18 protein-coding genes are annotated in these 18614 nt (G+C 65.3%); 11 read left to right on the top strand and 7 right to left on the bottom strand.

Annotation, left to right across the window (positions count from 1 at the left end):
* Positions 1 to 15 precede the first annotated feature (15 nt).
* Positions 16 to 1428, top strand: a complete 1413-nt coding sequence (locus AWB83_RS19185; protein WP_087047192.1) for an MFS transporter — start codon at positions 16 to 18, stop codon at positions 1426 to 1428.
* 95 nt (positions 1429 to 1523) lie between these two features.
* Positions 1524 to 2420, top strand: coding sequence for an aminomethyltransferase (locus AWB83_RS19180; RefSeq protein ID WP_087047191.1), 897 nt, complete (start codon positions 1524 to 1526; stop codon positions 2418 to 2420).
* A gap of 7 nt (positions 2421 to 2427) precedes the next feature.
* Here AWB83_RS19180 and AWB83_RS19175 read toward each other — a convergent pair whose 3' ends face one another.
* On the bottom strand, positions 2428 to 3153 hold the full coding sequence (locus tag AWB83_RS19175; RefSeq protein WP_087047190.1) for a TetR/AcrR family transcriptional regulator: 726 nt from the start codon (positions 3151 to 3153) through the stop codon (positions 2428 to 2430).
* 175 nt (positions 3154 to 3328) lie between these two features.
* On the opposite strand from AWB83_RS19175, the gene AWB83_RS19170 reads away from it, so the two are divergent.
* Genes AWB83_RS19170 through AWB83_RS19160 form a run of 3 tightly spaced genes read left to right on the top strand, consistent with a single transcriptional unit; the run spans position 3329 to position 8140 of the window.
* Positions 3329 to 4510: an isovaleryl-CoA dehydrogenase gene (locus AWB83_RS19170; protein ID WP_087047189.1), complete on the top strand. Its 1182-nt coding sequence runs from the start codon at positions 3329 to 3331 to the stop codon at positions 4508 to 4510.
* Positions 4511 to 4521: 11 nt separating this feature from the next.
* Positions 4522 to 6129, top strand: coding sequence for a carboxyl transferase domain-containing protein (locus tag AWB83_RS19165; RefSeq protein WP_087047188.1), 1608 nt, complete (start codon positions 4522 to 4524; stop codon positions 6127 to 6129).
* A gap of 13 nt (positions 6130 to 6142) precedes the next feature.
* The gene (locus AWB83_RS19160) at positions 6143 to 8140 is read left to right on the top strand and encodes an acetyl/propionyl/methylcrotonyl-CoA carboxylase subunit alpha (protein WP_087047187.1); all 1998 of its coding nucleotides are present in this window, start codon (positions 6143 to 6145) and stop codon (positions 8138 to 8140) included.
* Here AWB83_RS19160 and AWB83_RS19155 read toward each other — a convergent pair.
* Positions 8137 to 8664 carry an OmpA family protein gene (locus AWB83_RS19155; protein ID WP_087047186.1) on the bottom strand — a complete coding sequence of 176 codons (528 nt, stop codon included), beginning with the start codon at positions 8662 to 8664 and terminating at the stop codon, positions 8137 to 8139. The two genes, AWB83_RS19160 and AWB83_RS19155, sit on opposite strands and share 4 nt — an antisense overlap.
* Positions 8665 to 8852: 188 nt before the next feature.
* Between AWB83_RS19155 and AWB83_RS19150 the strand changes: the two genes are divergently transcribed.
* Complete coding sequence (locus tag AWB83_RS19150; RefSeq protein WP_087047185.1) at positions 8853 to 9935, top strand: AI-2E family transporter; 1083 nt, start codon at positions 8853 to 8855, stop codon at positions 9933 to 9935.
* 54 nt (positions 9936 to 9989) lie between these two features.
* Here AWB83_RS19150 and AWB83_RS19145 read toward each other — a convergent pair whose 3' ends face one another.
* The 3 genes from AWB83_RS19145 to pcaH all read right to left on the bottom strand — a co-directional run bounded on the left by AWB83_RS19145 (position 9990) and on the right by pcaH (position 11700).
* Complete coding sequence (locus tag AWB83_RS19145) at positions 9990 to 10295, bottom strand: DUF2288 domain-containing protein (RefSeq protein WP_087047184.1); 306 nt, start codon at positions 10293 to 10295, stop codon at positions 9990 to 9992.
* Between the two features lie 89 nt (positions 10296 to 10384).
* Positions 10385 to 10993 (bottom strand): protocatechuate 3,4-dioxygenase subunit alpha, encoded by a 609-nt coding sequence (gene pcaG / locus AWB83_RS19140; protein ID WP_087047230.1) that lies wholly within the window; start codon positions 10991 to 10993, stop codon positions 10385 to 10387.
* A 5-nt stretch (positions 10994 to 10998) separates the two neighbouring features.
* The gene (gene pcaH / locus AWB83_RS19135) at positions 10999 to 11700 is read right to left on the bottom strand and encodes a protocatechuate 3,4-dioxygenase subunit beta (protein ID WP_087047183.1); all 702 of its coding nucleotides are present in this window, start codon (positions 11698 to 11700) and stop codon (positions 10999 to 11001) included.
* A 115-nt stretch (positions 11701 to 11815) separates the two neighbouring features.
* Here pcaH and pcaQ point away from each other — a divergent pair, with 115 nt between their 5' ends.
* Both pcaQ and AWB83_RS19125 read left to right on the top strand, forming a co-directional pair.
* On the top strand, positions 11816 to 12754 hold the full coding sequence (pcaQ, locus tag AWB83_RS19130; protein ID WP_087047182.1) for a pca operon transcription factor PcaQ: 939 nt from the start codon (positions 11816 to 11818) through the stop codon (positions 12752 to 12754).
* 203 nt (positions 12755 to 12957) lie between these two features.
* Complete coding sequence (locus AWB83_RS19125) at positions 12958 to 13326, top strand: response regulator (protein ID WP_244197798.1); 369 nt, start codon at positions 12958 to 12960, stop codon at positions 13324 to 13326.
* 7 nt (positions 13327 to 13333) lie between these two features.
* Here AWB83_RS19125 and AWB83_RS19120 read toward each other — a convergent pair whose 3' ends face one another.
* On the bottom strand, positions 13334 to 14047 hold the full coding sequence (locus AWB83_RS19120) for a lysophospholipid acyltransferase family protein (protein ID WP_087047181.1): 714 nt from the start codon (positions 14045 to 14047) through the stop codon (positions 13334 to 13336).
* Between the two features lie 163 nt (positions 14048 to 14210).
* Between AWB83_RS19120 and pip the strand changes: the two genes are divergently transcribed.
* Positions 14211 to 15200, top strand: coding sequence for a prolyl aminopeptidase (gene pip, locus AWB83_RS19115; RefSeq protein WP_087047180.1), 990 nt, complete (start codon positions 14211 to 14213; stop codon positions 15198 to 15200).
* Positions 15201 to 15216: 16 nt separating this feature from the next.
* Here pip and AWB83_RS19110 read toward each other — a convergent pair whose 3' ends face one another.
* Positions 15217 to 16449: an EAL domain-containing protein gene (locus AWB83_RS19110; RefSeq protein ID WP_087047228.1), complete on the bottom strand. Its 1233-nt coding sequence runs from the start codon at positions 16447 to 16449 to the stop codon at positions 15217 to 15219.
* 327 nt (positions 16450 to 16776) lie between these two features.
* Here AWB83_RS19110 and AWB83_RS19105 point away from each other — a divergent pair, with 327 nt between their 5' ends.
* Both AWB83_RS19105 and AWB83_RS19100 read left to right on the top strand, forming a co-directional pair.
* Positions 16777 to 17199, top strand: coding sequence for a hypothetical protein (locus tag AWB83_RS19105; RefSeq protein ID WP_087047179.1), 423 nt, complete (start codon positions 16777 to 16779; stop codon positions 17197 to 17199).
* A 557-nt stretch (positions 17200 to 17756) separates the two neighbouring features.
* Positions 17757 to 18533 carry a hypothetical protein gene (locus AWB83_RS19100; protein ID WP_087047178.1) on the top strand — a complete coding sequence of 259 codons (777 nt, stop codon included), beginning with the start codon at positions 17757 to 17759 and terminating at the stop codon, positions 18531 to 18533.
* Positions 18534 to 18614 lie beyond the last annotated feature (81 nt).

Genomic DNA, 18614 nt, shown 5'->3' with positions numbered 1-18614 from the left:
AAGAGGAGACAACCGATGGCAACACCCCAAGCGGCGCACGCACAGGCGCTTCCCGTCACCGCCGGCAGCATTTCCGCCCGGCTCGATCGCCTGCCCGCCACGCGCTCCGTCTGGACGCTCATCGTGCTCCTGAGCCTCGGCTTCTTCTTCGAGCTCTACGATCTGCTTTACTCCGGCTATGTCGCGCCTGGCCTCGTCAAAAGCGGCATCCTCGCGCCGACCACCGCCGGCTTCTTCGGCATGACGGGCGTCGCGAGCTTCATCGCGTCGCTGTTCGGCGGGCTGTTCGTCGGCACGATCGCGTGCGGATTTCTCGCCGACCGCTTCGGGCGCCGCGCGATCTTCACGTATTCGCTGCTCTGGTATACCTGCGCGAACCTGATCATGGCCTTCCAGGACACGGCGACGGGCCTGAACATCTGGCGTTTCGTCGCGGGCGTGGGCATCGGCGTGGAGCTCGTGACGATCGGCACCTACATCTCCGAGCTGGCGCCCAAGCACATCCGCGGCCGCGCGTTCGCCTGCGAGCAGGCGGTCGGCTTCATGGCGGTGCCGGTCGTCGCGTTTCTTGCGTATCTGCTCGTGCCGCGCGCGCCGTTCGGCATCGACGGCTGGCGCTGGGTGGTCGTGATCGGCGCGCATGGCGCGCTCTTCGTCTGGTGGATTCGCCGCACGCTGCCGGAAAGCCCGCGCTGGCTCGCGCAGAAGGGGCGTCTCGACGAAGCCGACCGCGTGATGCGCGCGCTCGAGGAGAAAGTCGCGCGCGAGTACGGCAAGCCGCTTTCGCCGCCCGAACCCGCGCTCGAAACGGCGGACAGTCGCGGCGCCTTCGCCGACATGTGGAAGCCGCCCTACGGCAAGCGCGCCGCGATGATGATCATCTTCAACGTGTTCCAGACCGTCGGCTTCTACGGCTTCGCGAACTGGGTGCCGACGCTGCTCGTCAAGCAGGGCATCACGGTGACCTCGAGCCTCATGTATTCGGGCATCATCGCGATCGCCGCGCCAGTCGGGCCGCTCATCGGCCTCGCCATTGCCGACAAGGTGGAGCGCAAGACGGCCATCGTCGCGATGGCGGCGGTGAACATCGTCTGCGGGCTGCTGTTCAGCCAGTCGGGCAACCCGGCCTTCCTGATCGCGATGGGCGTCGGCCTCACGCTCTCCGGAAACATCATGTCGTACAGCTACCACGCGTATCAGACCGAGCTTTTCCCGACGAGCATCCGGGCCCGCGCGGTCGGCTTCGTCTATTCGTGGAGCCGTTTCTCGGCGATTTTCACCTCGTTCATCATCGCGGGCGTGCTGAAGGGTTTCGGCACGACGGGCGTGTTCGTGTTCATCGCGTCGGCCATGCTGATCGTGATGGCGGCCATCGGCTTGATGGGTCCGAAGACGCGCGATCTCGCGCTGGAGAAGATCTCGCACTGAAGCAAAAAGCGCGTAAGAGGCGCCAGCTACTGCGTGTTTGCGTTCTGTATGCCAAAATCCGCAGGACGTACCCAATAGGCGGCCAATATTCGAATATGTCCGACACGCTCAACACAGTCGAAGCAGATCATGCGATGCGCAACTGGACGTACCGGTCGACGGGGAAGATTCCGATCGGTTCCGACCTGCACAAGCGGATGTTCTGCGAGATGTTGCTGACGACGCACAATCCGTACAAGCCCGCGGTCATCGACTGGCCGAAGCTCGATCCGGCCGCGTTGAAGCGCGTGACCTCGCTGCCGATCTGGGATATCGCCGTGCAGACGGAAGGGCGGGCATCCATTCGCGTCGCGACCTATGCGGGTACCGTCGACGATCCGCACCTGCGCGAAGCCTTGCGCATGAACGGCGGCGAGGAAGCGCGCCACAAGCTGGTGCTGTCGAAGCTGGTGGAGGCGTATGGCATCGAGCTCGCGCCGGAGCCGCCGTATCCCGCGCCCGCCGATCCGCTGCGCGCGTGGATGCTGACCGGCTATAGCGAGTGCATCGACAGTTTCTTCGCGTTCGGTCTATTCGAGGCGGCGCGGCAATCCGGATACTTTCCCGAAGCACTCGTCGAGACCTTCGAGCCGGTCATTCAGGAAGAGGCGCGGCACATTCTTTTCTTCGCAAACTGGGTCGCGTGGTACCGGCGCAGCCTGCCGTGGTATCGCAAGCCGTGGTTTCTGGCGAAGACCGCGAGCGTCTGGTTCTCGCTGATCCGCGACCGCATCTCGCTCGCGCGCGGCTTCGACAAGAGCGGCGCGGCGCAGGACGCGAACTTTCCCGCGAATGTCGGCGATTCGGTGGCGGGCGATGTGTCGGTGCGCGCGCTGATCGAACTCTGTCTGGCGGAGAACGATCGCCGCATGGGCGGCTACGACGCGCGGCTGCTGCGCCCGACGACCGTGCCGGGACTCGCGCGCTTCGCACTGCGCTTCATCAAGAAATAACGCTGCTTCAACTCGCCGGTTTCGCTGCCTGATCGAACCGGCGCGACGCTTCCTCCACATCCTGCCGGAACTGCACGAGCGCGGCCAGCTGCGCATTCGGCGGCTGCAGCGCCGTCCACAACACTTCCACCAGCTCGTTCGCCGTCGTCTCGATCTGAGTCTGACTCAGGCGGCGCTTCGCGAGCGTCGCATCCCACAGCACGTGTTCCATCGGGCCGAAGACGAGCGAGCGCAACAGGCGCAGCGGCACGTCGTCGCGCACGTGGCCGAGCGTCTGGCCGCGCGCGAGCACGTCCATGAGCGGCGCGGTATAGCGGCGCTGCAGTTCCGTGAGCGTGTCGGAGAGATCGTGCTGCTTCGTGCGGCCTTCCGAGAGCACGAGCGCGCAGAGGCCCGTGCCGTTCATCAGCATCAGCCGCATGTGCGTTCTGACGATGAACGCGAATTGCTGGCGCACCGAGCCGTCGCGCGGCAGGCCGGTCTCGAAGGCATCGATGATTTCGTCGTACCAGTCGGCGATCACGCGCGCGCATAGCTCGCGCTTGCCGCTGAAATAACTGAAGACCGTCGCCTCCGAGATGCCCGCGCGCTGCGCGATCTCGGCGCTCGTCGCGGCGTCGTAGCCCTTTTCGGCGAAGATGTCGCGCCCCGCCTGCAGGATGTCCTTCACGCGCTGCTGCGATTTGACCCCGGCGGGCGCGCGGCGGCCGGTGGCGGTGGTTTGCGTCGACATTGTCGGAGACCGTGGCGAAAGAGCCTGCGAAATAAATGTGAGCGTAGCTCAAAAACCTATTGACGGCTAGCCGATTTGAGCGTGAAATTGCCCCATTCCGCATATTTCGGCCCGGTGTGAGCGAGACTCATATTTCAGAGCCTGCCGAAAACATCGTATCTGGAGGAGACGACCCATGAGCAACGTACCCGGCCTCAATTTCGCGTTGGGCGAAGACATCGACATGCTGCGCGATTCGCTCGCCAATTTTGCGGCGAAGGAAATCGCGCCGCGTGCGGGCGAGATCGACCACACCGACCAGTTCCCGATGGACCTGTGGAAGAAGCTCGGCGACCTCGGCGTGCTCGGCATGACGGTCTCCGAGGAATACGGCGGCGCGAACATGGGCTATACCGCGCACATGGTCGCAATGGAGGAGATCTCGCGGGCGTCGGCGTCAGTCGGTCTGTCGTATGGCGCGCATTCGAATCTGTGCGTGAACCAGATTCATCGCAACGGCACGCAAGCGCAGAAGCAGAAGTACCTGCCGAAGCTGGTCTCCGGCGAGCATATCGGTGCGCTCGCGATGAGCGAGCCGAACGCGGGCTCGGACGTCGTCAGCATGAAGCTGCGCGCCGACGAGAAGGGCGATCACTACGTGCTCAACGGCACGAAGATGTGGATCACCAACGGCCCGGACTGCGACACGCTCGTCGTCTATGCGAAGACGGACATCGAAGCGGGACCGCGCGGCATCACGGCGTTCATCGTCGAGAAGGGCATGAAGGGATTTTCCGTCGCGCAGAAGCTCGACAAGCTCGGCATGCGCGGCTCGCATACCGGCGAGCTCGTGTTCGAGAACGTCGAAGTGCCGAAGGAGAACATCCTCGGTCAACTGAACGGCGGCGCGAAGGTGCTGATGAGCGGCCTCGACTACGAGCGCGCCGTGCTCGCAGGCGGCCCGACCGGCATCATGCTCGCGTGCATGGACGCGGTCGTGCCGTATATCCACGATCGCAAGCAGTTCGGCCAGGCGATCGGCGAGTTTCAGCTGATCCAGGGCAAGGTCGCCGATATGTACTCGACGCTGCAGGCGTGCCGCGCGTATCTCTACGCGGTCGGCCGCCAGCTCGACACGCTCGGCTCCGACCACGTGCGCCAGGTGCGCAAGGACTGCGCGGGCGTCATTCTTTACACCGCCGAAAAGGCCACGTGGATGGCCGGCGAAGCCATTCAGATTCTCGGCGGCAACGGCTACATCAACGAGTATCCGGTGGGCCGTCTGTGGCGCGACGCCAAGCTCTATGAAATCGGCGCGGGCACGAGCGAAATCCGCCGCATGCTGATCGGCCGCGAATTGTTCGCCGAGACGGCTTGAGGGCGCGCGTCATGGCGATCATCGAATCGAAACTGAATCCGCGCGGCGAGGAATTCCGCACCAACGCCCAGGCGCTCGAGGCGCTCGTCGCGGACCTGAAGGAGAAGGTCGCGAAGATCGCGGAAGGCGGCGGACAGGCCGCGCGCGATCGTCACGTGTCGCGCAACAAGCTGCTGCCGCGCGATCGCATCGCGCAACTGCTCGATCCGGGCACGCCGTTTCTGGAGTTGTCGCAACTCGCCGCGTATGGCATGTACAACGACGACGCGCCGGGTGCGGGCATCATCACGGGCATCGGACGCATTGCGGGCCAGGAGTGCGTCGTCGTCTGCAACGATGCGACCGTCAAGGGCGGCACGTACTATCCCGTCACGGTGAAGAAGCACTTGCGCGCGCAGGAAATCGCGGAGCAGAACCGGCTGCCGTGCGTCTATCTCGTCGATTCGGGCGGCGCGAACCTGCCGAATCAGGACGACGTATTCCCCGACCGCGATCACTTCGGCCGCATCTTCTACAACCAGGCGAACCTGTCGGCGCAGGGCATCGCGCAGATCGCCGTCGTGATGGGTTCGTGCACGGCGGGCGGCGCGTACGTGCCCGCGATGAGCGACGAGTCGATCATCGTGAAGAACCAGGGCACGATTTTCCTGGGCGGCCCGCCTCTGGTGAAAGCCGCGACGGGCGAGGAAGTCAGCGCCGAAGACCTCGGCGGCGGTGACGTGCATACGCGTCTGTCGGGCGTCGCCGATCATCTCGCGCAGAACGATGCGCATGCGCTCGGCATCGCGCGCAGCATCGTCGGCAATCTGAATCGCGTGAAGACGCCGACGCTCGCATTGAAGGAACCGCTGCCGCCGCGCTACGACCCGCAGAGCGTGTACGGCGTGATTCCCGTCGATACCCGCAAGCCTTTCGACGTGCGCGAAGTGATCGCGCGCATCGTCGACGATTCCGCGTTCGACGAGTTCAAGGCGCGCTACGGCACGACGCTCGTCACCGGCTTCGCGCATATCTGGGGGCATCCGGTCGGCATCGTCGCGAACAACGGCATCCTGTTCAGCGAGTCGGCCCTGAAGGGCGCGCATTTCATCGAACTGTGCTGCCAGCGCAAGATTCCGCTCGTGTTCCTGCAGAACATCACGGGCTTCATGGTCGGCCGCAAGTACGAGAACGAAGGCATCGCGCGCAACGGCGCGAAGATGGTGACCGCGGTCGCCACCGCGAAGGTGCCGAAGTTCACGGTGATCATCGGCGGCTCGTTCGGCGCGGGCAACTACGGCATGTGCGGCCGCGCGTATTCGCCGCGCTTCCTGTGGATGTGGCCGAACGCGCGCATCTCGGTGATGGGCGGCGAGCAGGCCGCGTCCGTGCTCGCGACGGTGCGGCGCGACGGCATCGAGAAGAAGGGCGGCACGTGGTCGAAGGAGGAAGAGGAGGCGTTCAAGGCGCCGATCCGCGATCAGTACGAGGCGCAGGGGCATCCCTACTATGCCAGCGCGCGCCTCTGGGACGACGGCGTGATCGATCCCGCGCAGACGCGCGACGTGCTGGGCCTGAGCCTCGCCGCGACGATGAACGCGCCCATCGAAGACACGCGTTTCGGCGTATTCCGGATGTAATCACGGGGAAGCCATGTTCAACAAGATTTTGATTGCGAACCGCGGCGAGATCGCCTGCCGTGTGGCGGCGACCGCGAAGCGCCTGAACGTCGGCAGCGTCGCCGTGTATTCGGACGCCGATGCGAAGGCCAAGCACGTCGATGTGTGCGACGAGGCGGTGCACGTCGGCGGTTCGGCGGCGTCCGAGAGTTATCTGCGCATCGAGCGCATCGTCGAAGCGGCGCAGAAGACCGGCGCGCAGGCGATTCATCCGGGCTACGGCTTCCTGTCGGAGAACGAGGCGTTCGCCAACGCGTGCGAGAAGGCGGGGCTCGTCTTCATCGGGCCGCCCGTCGAGGCGATCAGCGCGATGGGCTCAAAAGCCGCCGCGAAGGCGCTGATGCAATCCGCGTCGGTGCCGCTCGTGCCGGGGTATCACGGCGACGATCAGGATCCGCAACTGCTGCAGCGTGAAGCGGACCGCATCGGCTATCCGGTGCTGCTCAAGGCGAGTGCGGGCGGCGGCGGCAAGGGCATGCGCGTCGTCGAGAAGAGCGAGGACTTCGCGCAGGCGCTCGCATCGTGCAAGCGCGAGGCGGCGTCGAGCTTCGGCAACGATCGCGTGCTGATCGAGAAATACCTGCTGCGTCCGCGTCACGTCGAGGTGCAGGTGTTCGCGGACAGGCACGGTAACGCGGTCTATATGTTCGACCGCGACTGTTCCGTGCAGCGCCGCCATCAGAAGGTGCTCGAGGAGGCGCCCGCACCGGGCCTGACCGACGAAACCCGCCGCGCGATGGGCGAGGCCGCCGTGGCCGCGGCGCGCGCGGTGAATTACGTGGGCGCAGGCACGGTCGAGTTCATCATGACGCAGGACGGCCAGTTCTACTTCATGGAGATGAACACGCGCCTTCAGGTCGAGCATCCGGTGACGGAGATGGTCACGGGCCTCGATCTCGTCGAATGGCAATTGCGCGTGGCGTCGGGCGAGCCCTTGCCTTTGAAGCAGGACGAGCTGAAGGTGAACGGCCACGCGATCGAAGCGCGCATCTATGCGGAAAATCCGTCGCGGGGCTTCCTGCCGTCGACGGGGACGCTCAAGCACGTGCGCATGCCGCACGCGGTGGAGTTCTCGATCGACGGCGACGTGCGCGTCGACAGCGGCGTGCGCCAGGGCGATGCGATCACGCCATTCTACGATCCGATGATCGCGAAGCTGATCGTGCATGGCCGCGACCGGCGAGATGCGCTCGCCCGCATGGCGCGCGCGCTCGCCGAATGCGAGATCGTCGGGCTCTCGACGAACGTCGAGTTCCTGCAGCGCATCGTGAAGAGCGAGCCGTTCAGTGCGGGCGATCTCGACACGGGCCTGATCGAACGTCATCACGATGCATTGTTCGCGTCGTCGGGCGTATCGCGCAGGAAGGCGCTCGCGCTCGCCTGCGCGGCGCTGCTCACGCGCGAGGGCGGCGAGGCGCATGGCCGCTCGCCGTGGGATGCGCTGTCGCACTGGCGCATGGCGGGCGGCTACAGCCAGGATCTGAACTGGCGCGCGCTGGACGCGGACGAAGCGCTGAAGGTCGTGTTCACGAAAGACCGTGAGAAGCGCCTGCGGCTCGATGGCGAAAGCGCGCGCTTCGACTGGTCGCACAGCGGCGAGACGTCGTTCGCCGTGCAGCTCGACGATGCGCTCATCAAGGGCCACGTCTTCACCGACGGCGACGTCTTCCACGTCTTCCACGAAGGCGCGGCATTCCAGTTCGAATGGCAGAACCTGATGGCCCACGCGGGCGACGCCGAGCACGAGGGACGTCTCACCGCGCCGATGCCCGGCAAGGTGATCGCGGTGCTCGTCGAGACGGGCGCCACGGTTACGAAGGGCGCGCCGCTGATGGTGATGGAGGCGATGAAGATGGAGCACACGATCCTCGCCCCCGCCACGGGCAGGATCGGCGAGATCCTCTTCGCGGTGGGCGATCAGGTCGCCGACGGCTCCCAGCTCCTCGTGCTGGAAACCGAGCAGGCAGCTTAACGCTTGGACTTCGGGGGCGTGCCGAGCAGCGTGTTTTCGCTCTCGGTGCGCACCAGTATCTCCACGCGCCGGTTCAACGAGCGGCCTTGCGCCGTGTCGTTGCTGGCGATCGGACGCAGCCAGCCCATGCCCTTGGTCGTGATGCGCTCGGCCGGCACGCCGCGCGCGATCAGCGCTTGCGCGACGGCTTCGGCGCGCGCCTCCGACAGCTTGCGGTTATAGCCGAGCGAGCCTTCGTTGTCGGTATGGCCTTCGATCAGAATGGGCCGCATGCTGCGCTTCAACACCTGGGCCACGCGGTCGAGCGTCGACGACTGGCCTTCGCGGATGACAGACTCGTCCGTATCGAAGATCGGCGCCTCGGGCAGCCGGATCTCCACGCCGCCCCTGACCGGCAACATGACGATGCCGTATTGCGCGTTCAACTGATCTTCCTTCGACCGGTCGAGACCCGTCGAACATCCAGCGAGCAGCGCGAGCGTCATGCACGCCGCGACTGTCGTCTGCCAAGCCTTTCCCGCCATTGCAAGATTCCCTGCGTCGATGCCGAGCCTTGATTATAGGGAGCACGAATCGTCTCTTTGTAAAGAACATTGCATGGACAGCGTTCGTGAAGTGGAATGATTCGTGCGTGATTACAATGCAGACGAACGTTTCCCGGTTCTCCGTTTTCGGATCGATGCAATTCCACCACCACGAGGCTCGTGCACCCATGCAGACCCATCCGCGCAATGACATGACACCGGACTCGTCCGAGCGCCCGCGCAAGATGCAGCGCACGGCCTCGGCGGCGCTCTATGCGGTGCTCGTGCTGGTCGCGCTGTACACGGCGCGCACTTTCATTCCGGCGGTCGTATGGGCGAGCGTGATCGCGATCGCGCTGTGGCCCGCGTTGGGCTGGCTCGAGCGGCGGCCGATTTTCAAGCGCAGCCGCCTCGCGCTGGCAGTCTTCCTGACCGCGGCGGTCGGCCTGCTTTTCGTGGTGCCGTTCTTCATCGTCGCGGCGCAGACGGTCGCCGAGGCGCACGACATGCTCCGCTGGTTTCACGACGTATTGCGCACCGGCATCCCGGCGCCTTCCTTCATCGAGCATTTGCCGATGGGTTCACAGCAGGTCGCGCGCTGGTGGCAGGAGAATCTGGCGACGCCGCTCGAATCCTCGCCCGCGGTGAAGAACCTGCACAGCGCGACGGTCGTCGAGATGACGCGTCATTTCGGCGGGCGCGTCGTGCATGGCTTCGTCGTCTTCGGCTTCATGCTGATGACGCTCTTCTTCGTGTTCCAGGCGGGCTCGAGGCTCGGCGAGCAACTGCTTGCGGGCTCGCGCCGCGCGTTCGGCCCGGACGGCGCGGCGCTCGTGCGGCGCATGGCCGAATCGGTGCGCAGCACGGTGGTCGGGCTCGTCGTCGTGGGATTGGGCGAGGGCGCGCTGCTCGGGATCGCCTACGTGGCGACCGGCGTGCCGCACGCGACCTTGCTCGGCATGCTGACGGCGGTCGCGGCAATGCTGCCGTTCTGCGCGCCGATCGTTTTTCTCGGCTCGGCGCTATGGCTGCTGGCGCAGGGATCGATGATCGCGGCGGCCGGCGTCGCCGTGTTCGGGTTGATCGTGGTGTTCGTGGCGGAGCACTTCGTGCGGCCGGTGCTGATCGGCGGCTCGGCGCGTCTGCCGTTCCTGCTCGTGCTGTTCGGGATCTTGGGCGGCGCGGAGACGTTCGGGCTCATCGGGCTCTTCATCGGCCCGGCGCTGATGACGATTCTCGTCGTGCTGTGGGTGGATTGGGTGCGGGACTGATGCTTTTGCGAGGGAGCATCGGAGATGCGCCCTCTTGGCGACGTCAGAGCGGAATCAGCCGCGCTCCTGCACGCACACCCACGGCGACAGCACGACCGCCCACAGTTCCGGATCGCGCGCGGCGAGATCGGCGGCGGTCCCGGCCTGCATGCGCTCGATCAAACCGGCGGAAAGCCATTGCGCGACCTGCTGCGTGTCGTCGCTGGCGACCGCTTCCGCGACGCTCACGAGATCCAGATCGCCCTTGACCCAGATGAGCACGCCCTTCGCGAAGAAGCGCTCCAGTTCGGACCAGCCGATCTGGGCGGTTTCACCGAGGAGCTTGGCGTAGAGCGGACTGGGCGTAGGAGCGTCGGACATGAGCGTAAAGCGGAGAAAAGAACGAAAGGCGTCCGACACTATAGCGCAGTGCCGGACGCCCTCGTTTCAAACAACTGCTGCGAGAACTTTTACAGGTCGAAGAAAACGGTCTCGTTCGCGCCGCGCAGATGGATGTCGAAGCGATAGATCGTCCCCGACGAGCCCGGCTTGGCCGAGCCGCCCGCCTCGCGCGTGGCGATCAGCGTATGACGGCGCTCGGCCGGCACGCTCTGCAGCACGGTGTCCTTCGCGTTGGCTTCGGTTTCGTCCTCGAAGTAGATGCGCGTGTAGGCGTGCAGCAGCATGCCGCGCATCAGCACGATGACGTCGAGATGCGGCGCGGAGTCGTCGGCGGTCTTGCCCGGCTTCACCGTATCGACGATGAAGCGCAGCTTCGGATCCGTGCCCGTGCCCACGCGGGCGAAGCCGCGAAAGCCCGATTCGCGCGCTTCCTGCACGTTCTGCACATAGCGGCCGTTTGCATCGGCCTGGGCGACTTCGATCAGCGCGTCGTTGACGGGCTTGCCTTCGGCGTCGTACACGTTGCCGACGATGGCGATGTGCTCGCCCGGCACCTCACGGTCCGCCGCCGATGCGGTGAAGAGGCTCTTCAGGTCGAAGTTGTACTGCTCGGGAACCAGGCCGTAGGCGAAGTACGGTCCGACGGTCTGCGAAGGGGTCTGTTTCAGCGTGGTCATGTCGTTCACTCCGTCGGCGTTTGGTCCGGGCCGCGCAGCACGATGTCGAATTCGTAGCCGAGCGCGTAGCCTTCCTGCGTCGTATCGATCGAGAAGCGCGACACGAGACGGTTGCGCGCATGCTCGGGAATGCCCTGGAAGATCGGATCGAGTTCCAGCAGCGGATCGCCCGGGAAGTACATCTGCGTGACGAGGCGCGAGCCGAAATATTCGCCGAAGAGCGAGAAGTGGATGTGGTTCGGACGCCAGGCGTTCGTGTGATTGCCCCACGGGTAGGCGCCCGGCTTGATCGTCATGAAGCGGTAGCGGCCTTCGTCGTCGGTGAGGCAGCGGCCCGCGCCGAGGAAGTTCGGGTCGAGCGGCGCGTCGTGCTGGTCGGCCTTGTGGACGTAGCGGCCCGCGGCGTTCGCCTGCCACACTTCCACGAGCGTGTTGCGCACCGGGCGGCCGCCTTCGTCGAGCACGCGGCCCGTCACGATGATGCGCTCGCCGAGCGGCTCGCCGTTCTTGGCGGCGTTGCGGGTGAGGTCGTTGTCGAGCGTGCCCAGATCCTCGGCGCCGTAGACCGGAACGCGGCGGTTGCGCAGATTTTCCTTCAGCGGAACGAGCGGCAGGCCAGGGCTGCGCAGGATCGACGACTTGTAGCCCGGCGACAGATACGGCGGATGGGATTCCCAATCGCGCGGCGTGAGGATAGGGGAGGTCATGTCGACTGTCTCCTGTTTTTGTGGAAGTTGAATAGGATGTTTCTGACGGCTACTTTATAGAACGACGCAAGTTATGGAAAATGATGTTTCGTGCCATCTTGCATAACGGATCGTCATGGATACCGACTTTACCAACACCCGCGTCAAGTTCCGGCATCTGCAGTGTTTTCTGGCCGTCACGCAGCTCGGCAGCGTGCAGCGCGCCGCCGACAGCTTGTCGATCACCCAGCCGGCGGTATCGAAGACGATCGGCGAACTCGAATCCATTTTAGGCGTGCGGCTGTTCGAGCGCGGCCGGCGCGGCGCGGTTCCGACGCGCGAAGGCCGGCTCTTCGCGCCGCATGCGAGTGCGTGCGTCGCGTCGTTGCGCGAGGGCGTCGACATGCTCCTGCGCGAGCGCGGCGACGTGCCAGGGTCCATTTCGATCGGCATCCTGCCGACGGTCGCGCCGGTGCTCCTGTCGCCCGCGCTGACGTCGTTCCGGCAGCAGTGGCCGGCCGTGTCGCTGTCCGTCTGGACGGATTCCAACGCGCTCCTGCTCGAGCGCCTGAAGGCGGGCGACGTGGATCTCGTCGTCGGGCGCCTGTCCGAGCCCGAGGCGATGCACGCGCTGTCCTTCGAGCAGATCTATCGCGAGCCGCTCGCGGTGGTGGTGCGGCGCGAGCATCCGCTCACGCTGGAGACGCCGCTCACGCCCGCGTTGCTCGCACGCTTCGCGATCGTCGTGCCGCCGTTCGGCACGCTGATCCGTCAGTCGGCTGAAAGCGTGCTGACCGCGTTCGGCGCGCATGCCCTGACGGCGCTCGTGGAAACCCTGTCGGTGTCGCTCGGGCGCTCGCTCGCGATGAACAACGACGCCGTGTGGTTCGTGCCCGCGGGGGCGGTGGAGCAGGACATCGCGCTCGGACTCCTGGCCGCGCTGCCGATGCCCTTCGCCGGCACCGACGAGCCCATCGGCCTGATCCGCCGCAACGATGCCGCGCGCACGCCGGTCGAGGAAACGCTCGTCGATGCGCTGCGCGAAGCCGGGCGGTCGCGCGCGGGGAGCAAATGACCGGTTGGGGTGCGCGGCGCGCAAGTTGCTGCAGCATCATTTACCGCGCAGATTTCGCGGGAAAGAAATACTATGACGAAAGGCGGCGACCGCAGGACGTGACTGCAACAAACGCGTGCGGCGGCGGTCACATGCAGGTTGCCCGCCGACCCTGTCGTGATTTCCTGGCCGCATGCACCACCGCACCTGACCATGTCCGCAAGATGAAGACTGTTCTGCTCGTCGACGACGACCCCGCCACCATCGAAGCCTGGACCCTCTGCATGCAAGGCGAGGATTGCAACGTCTTATGCGCGTTCGACGGCAACGGAGCGTTATCGATTCTCGGCGAGCAGCGGGTGGACATCGTCGTGTCCGACTGGATGATGCCGGGCCTGGGCGGCGCGCTGCTCTGCCAGACGATGAAGAACGACGCGGCGCTCGCGCACATTCCTTTCCTGATGATTTCGGGGCATCCGAATCCGCCGGCGTTCGTCAGCTACGACGGCTATCTGCGCAAGCCCGTCGACATGGAGACACTCGTCTCCGCGGTGAACCGCCTGTGCGCCGCGAACAAGCGGCCGTTGTACTGATCGCGCTTCAGCGCAATTCGGCCAGCGCCTCCTCCATCTGCGTCTGCGCGAGGCGGTTCAGTTCCTGCGGGATTTCGCAATCGAGCGGCAGACAAGGCGTGACGATCACGCGGATATGCCCGCCGTGATCCGGCCAGCCCTTCGCGGGCCAGACCTTGCCCGCGTCGTGCACCACGGGCACGACCGGCACCTTCGTCGCGCAGGCGAGGCGCACGCCGCCCGAGGCCAGCTTGAGCGGCGCATCATGCGCGACGCGCGTGCCTTCCGGAAAGATCACCACCGAATCGCCTTTCTTCAGCCGCACGGCGCACTCGCGCGTCACCGCCGCATGCGCCTGGCGGATCGAGCCGCGATCGAGGCTCACCATGTCGAGCCCTTTCAAAACCCAGCCGAAGAACGGAATGTTCATGAGCTCGTGCTTGAACACGAAGCTGATGCGGCGCGGAAAGAGCGCCATGAACGAAAGCGTCTCCCACGTCGACTCGTGCCGCGCAAGGATGATGCACGGGCCGTCCGGCAGATGCTCCAGTCCTTCGATCGAGCAAGTGACGCCGGTGATCACCCGCATCATCGCGACCATCGCGCGGCACCAGAGCCTTGCGAGCCCGTAGCGCCCGTTGCGGCCGACGAAGGGAAAGAGCGGCAGGATCAGGATCGACCACACTATGCCGCTGCCGAGCAGATAGGTAGCGAAGAGCCACTTGACGAGGGTGCGGCGCATCGGATTCGTAGTGTGACGGGTGGGGGACGAACGCGGGAAGCCGCAAGCATAACGTATCGGGTGAAACGCGCCGTAACGGAGTCGCGCGGCGCGCGTCATGCGGCGCCACGAAACCGATGCAACAATGGACCCGACAAAACACATCCAGCAAGGAATCGACGCAATGGAAACTCAACCGCCGAAGGACTTCGACGAAGGCATGCTCGACGTGGGCGACGGACATTCCATCTACTGGCGCGCGCAGGGTCCGCGCGACGCGCCCGTCATGCTCGTCGTGCACGGCGGCCCCGGCGGCGCGATGAACGTGAAATGGGCCGAGGTGCTGGAGCAGGACAAATGGCGCGTCGTGTTCTTCGATCAGCGCGGCTGCGGCAAGTCCACGCCCTTCGGTCTGCTTGCGCACAACGGTGTCGACGCGCTCGTCGGCGACATGGAGAAGCTGCGCGCCGCGTTGAACATCGGGCAATGGGCGCTTTTCGGCGGCTCGTGGGGCACGACGCTCAGTCTTGCTTATGGCGTCGCGCATCCGGAACGCTGTCTGGGCTTCCTGCTGCGCGGCGTTTTTCTGGCGCGGCGCGAGGACATCGACTGGTTTCTGTGGGACGTGCGCCGCGTGTTTCCCGAGGCGCACCGCGCGTTTCTCGATGCGATCGAGGCGGCCTGCGGCAAGCGCCCGGCCAGCGCGCAGGAAATCCTGCAGATGACCGAGGCGCCGCTCGCGCGCTTCGACGAGGCCGGCACCCGGCTCGCGCGCGCGTGGACGCAGTACGAGACGACGCTCTCCGTGGTCAACAAGCCGGAGAACGAGCCCGCCGAAGAAGAGAAGCGCCCGAGCGGGGAAGCCAACGCGGCGGCGATCTCGATGGCGCTGCTCGAACGTCACTACATGGCGAGCGAGCTGCCGCCGACGCCGCTGCTGCCGCTCGTCGCGCGCATCGCGCATCTGCCTTGCCGGATCGTGCACGGACGCTTCGACATGGTCTGCCCGGCCGATCAGGCGCTGGAGCTCGCCGCGCGCTGGCCCGGCGCGGAACTGGCCGTCGTGAACGCGGCGGGGCACTGGACCTTCGAGCCGGGCAATCTCGCGGCGTTGCGCGCGGGCGCGGCGGCGCTCGCAAACGCGATCGGGCAGGCGCACGGCGCGGCGGCCTGAGGCGGGGCAAATGCGCTCAGAAAATCGCGGGCGCCGCCTCGATCAGCCGGCGCCAGTCGAGATCCGCGCCGATCACCACGGGCTTCGCCGCGCGCTGCATCGCGATCGTGAGCGTCACGCACAGCGACGTGCCCGTCACCGAGAGATACGGCGCGCTCGTGATCACTTGCTGCGGGTTGGCGTGCGCATCGACGAAATACGGGCGGTTGTCCCAGCGTCCGGCGGAAGGATCGGCGATCGGCGCAAAGCGCTCGCTCGGCGCTTTCGCGGCGGCGCCGGCCAGGCCCGGCATGAACTCGCGGCCGCCCTGGTCGAGGAAGAAGCAGCTGAGCGTGCAAGGCAGGGCGAGCAGGTCGGCGCAGGCGGCTTGCGTCGTCGCGCCGGTGGCGAAGCGCGCGGCCGCCTGCGTCAGGCTCGAACGATAAGGCCACAGGAGCAGATCATCCGCGAGCCGCTCGGTGCGGCGCATCTGGGCGAGCGCGTCGAACACGTCATCGAAAAGGGGCGTGGCCGCGCCACGCCGGGCGAGACGCGGCGATGGCATGCCGAAGAGATAGCCCTGCACGAAATCGACGTTCGAGCGCGCCGCCAGCATCAGATCCTCGCCGGTCTCGATGCCTTCGGCGACCACGAACATGCCCGATTCGTGCAGCAGATCGACCAGCTTCGGCATCAGCGCGTCGCGCATGGGGACGCGCTGATGCGTGCTCCCGGCGCGCACGAGGCTGCGGTCGAGCTTGACGATGTCCGGCTTGAGCGTGAGCAGCCGGTCGATGTTGGAATGGCCCGCGCCGAAATCGTCGACCGCGACGAGAAAGCCCTGCGCGCGGAAGGCATGCGTCGCGCGGGAGATTTCCGCGACGTCGGTGCCGCCGGATTCCAGCACTTCGATCACGACGCGCTCCGGCGCGAGACCCGCTTCGCGCGTCGCCGCCGCGAGCCGCGCCGCGTAGCCCGGATCGGTGAAGGTCGCCGGATTGATGTTGATGAAGAGCCACTGCGCATCCGGCAGGAGCGGCGCCGCGTTGCGCAGGTGCGTGAGGTGGCTCATGCGGTCGAGCTCGGTCAGCTTGCCCGCGACGATTGCCCGCCCGAACAGATCGAACGGGCCGACGAGCGCGCCGCCGCCCGCATCGCCGCGCAGGAGCGCCTCGTAGCCGACCTCGCGCTGATGCGGCAGGCTGTAGATCGGCTGGAGATGCGTGCACAGCGTGATGCCGTCGACGATCCCCGTCTCTGCGCTCAACACGTTCCCGCGAAGGTGGCCGGCGTCGGCCGCGCGGTGCCCGGAGACGGCGGACGGGAAGCGCGCGCCGGCGGACGAACGCAGAGAGGAGCACACAGGTCGATGAACGGCACGGCAGTCACGCGTTTCGGAGGGGATGACCGCAATATCGGCCGGTTGTGAAGAAACTTGAGCGCGCAAGTCGTCTGTACATCGATACAGGTCTGGCGCTGCCCGGTTTGCCGCGGACGCACGCACGACCTATCTTTGTTGTTGCAGCGATATGATCCGCCTGCAACTTAAACCGGGCACGACTCGTCGAAAGTTGCAACACACCTTTGAGAGAGATAGATGGCGCAACAGAAAACCAATCCCAAACTCGAACAGGCGCTGACGCGCGGCGATCTCGCGATCCGCCAGGCCAACTCGAGCCGCGCCACGGCGGTGCTGCGCGCGCTCGGCAAGATGATCGTCGAGGCATCGGCGACGATCGGCGTCGAGGCGCATGTCGTCATTCACGATGGCGACAAGATTTACGATCCCGCCGACGGCGTATGGCCGCAGCAGTTGCTCATATCGCTCGATGGCCCGGTGGAGGACAACGATCCGGACGAGATTCGCACGGTGACGCTGCTTGCCGATACGCCGTCGACGGTTTTCCGCTGCGAGTGGCAACGCGCGGACGGCAATATCGGGCGGCAGGAAGGCAGGCCGCTTGCGATGGTCGCTTTCATTACCGACGTGGACATTCCCTGGCTCGACGACGACGACTGATTCTCTGATTCGCTTCGGCCGATTTCACACAGCCGACTCGAATATGTCATGCCAAAGGCGGGCGCCCCATTACGGGCGCCCGCTTTTCGTCGGGCATCCGCTCCGCCCGCGCAGCTCGCAACTACTACATTTTGCGTTCCGCCGGTTTCGCAGATTCTGCGAAACCGGCCCGTGAGCAAACGTTACCGTGTCCCTTTTTTTTCATGTTTTCCAGCGTTTACGCGATGCGCCGCAGCAGTTCTGCGAAGGCTATTCTTCCAAATGCCTCTCGCGTAAATGGTGGCTGCTCGCTCTCGTTTCTTTCACTCGTTTCCGGCACGCATATTCCTGTGTGACATATGCATATTTCGGTTTACGGCGGCTACGCGGCGATTGGCTCGTCGATTAGAAGCTTTCTTCCTCTTGTTTAGCCTGAAATTTGCTGAGAAACAGCGGCAAGCGCGCACCCCGTTATTTGACTTCGTGAGAGGCTCGATGCGCCGTGTGAGGAACCCACCAAAAGTCGTCCTTAACACGCGGCGTCTTTCCAATCGCCAAGAAAAAATGGGGTTTTACAAATGGAACGTCTGAACCTTGCCAACAACACCGCCGCCAACCAATCCGAAGTGGCGGTTCGCCCGGCTCTCACGGTTGTTCCCTCACTTCAGAAAACGGAGCGGATGCCGTTTACTATCCGTATCGTCCGTGACGATGCCGGATTGCAGAAAGCCGTATCGATCAGACGTTCGGCCTACGGGCGGCATCTGCCCGAATTTGCCGAAACGATGGCGATCGAGCCCTCCGACCGTGACCGCGGCACGGTCGTGCTACTGGCGGAATCCAAGCTGGATGGCGCGCCGCTCGGCACCATGCGCATCCAGACCAATGCCTGCGGGCCGCTCGCCGTCGAGCAGTCGGTCCGCCTGCCCGAGCATCTGGGGGCGAGCCGTCTCGCGGAAGCGACGCGTCTCGGCGTCGCGGGCGGGATGGTAGGGCGGGTGGTGAAAGTGGCGTTGTGCAAGGCCCTCTGGATGTTCTGCGAACTGCACGAGATCGATTACATGGTGATCACGGCGCGTTCGCCGCTGGATCGGGAGTATGAGGCGATGCTCTTCAAGGATGTTTTCGGCGTCAACGAGTTCCTGCCGATGTCGCACGTGGGCGGCCTGCCGCATCGCGTGCTGGCGAAGGACGTCGCCGCGGCGCGCCAGCGCTGGGAAGAAGCCCGTCATCCGCTCTTCAATTACATGGTGCACACGCATCATCCGGACATCGATTTGCATTCTGTAGATTTATCTTTTGAGTGGGAACCGGTACGATGCCCGGAGGCTCCATTAATGGCTTACGGCAGGTAAAGGCAGCACGTTTCCAGGAAGGTAATAGCGAAAAACCGGACCCCGGAGCGGTCCGGTTGGCCAAAAGCGGCGGCGCCTGGG

It is taken from the genome of Caballeronia ptereochthonis (assembly GCF_001545075.1).
GTDB lineage: Bacteria > Pseudomonadota > Gammaproteobacteria > Burkholderiales > Burkholderiaceae > Caballeronia > Caballeronia ptereochthonis.
Note: the sequence above shows the minus strand (reverse complement) of the source record. Positions and strands in the feature narration are given on the sequence as shown.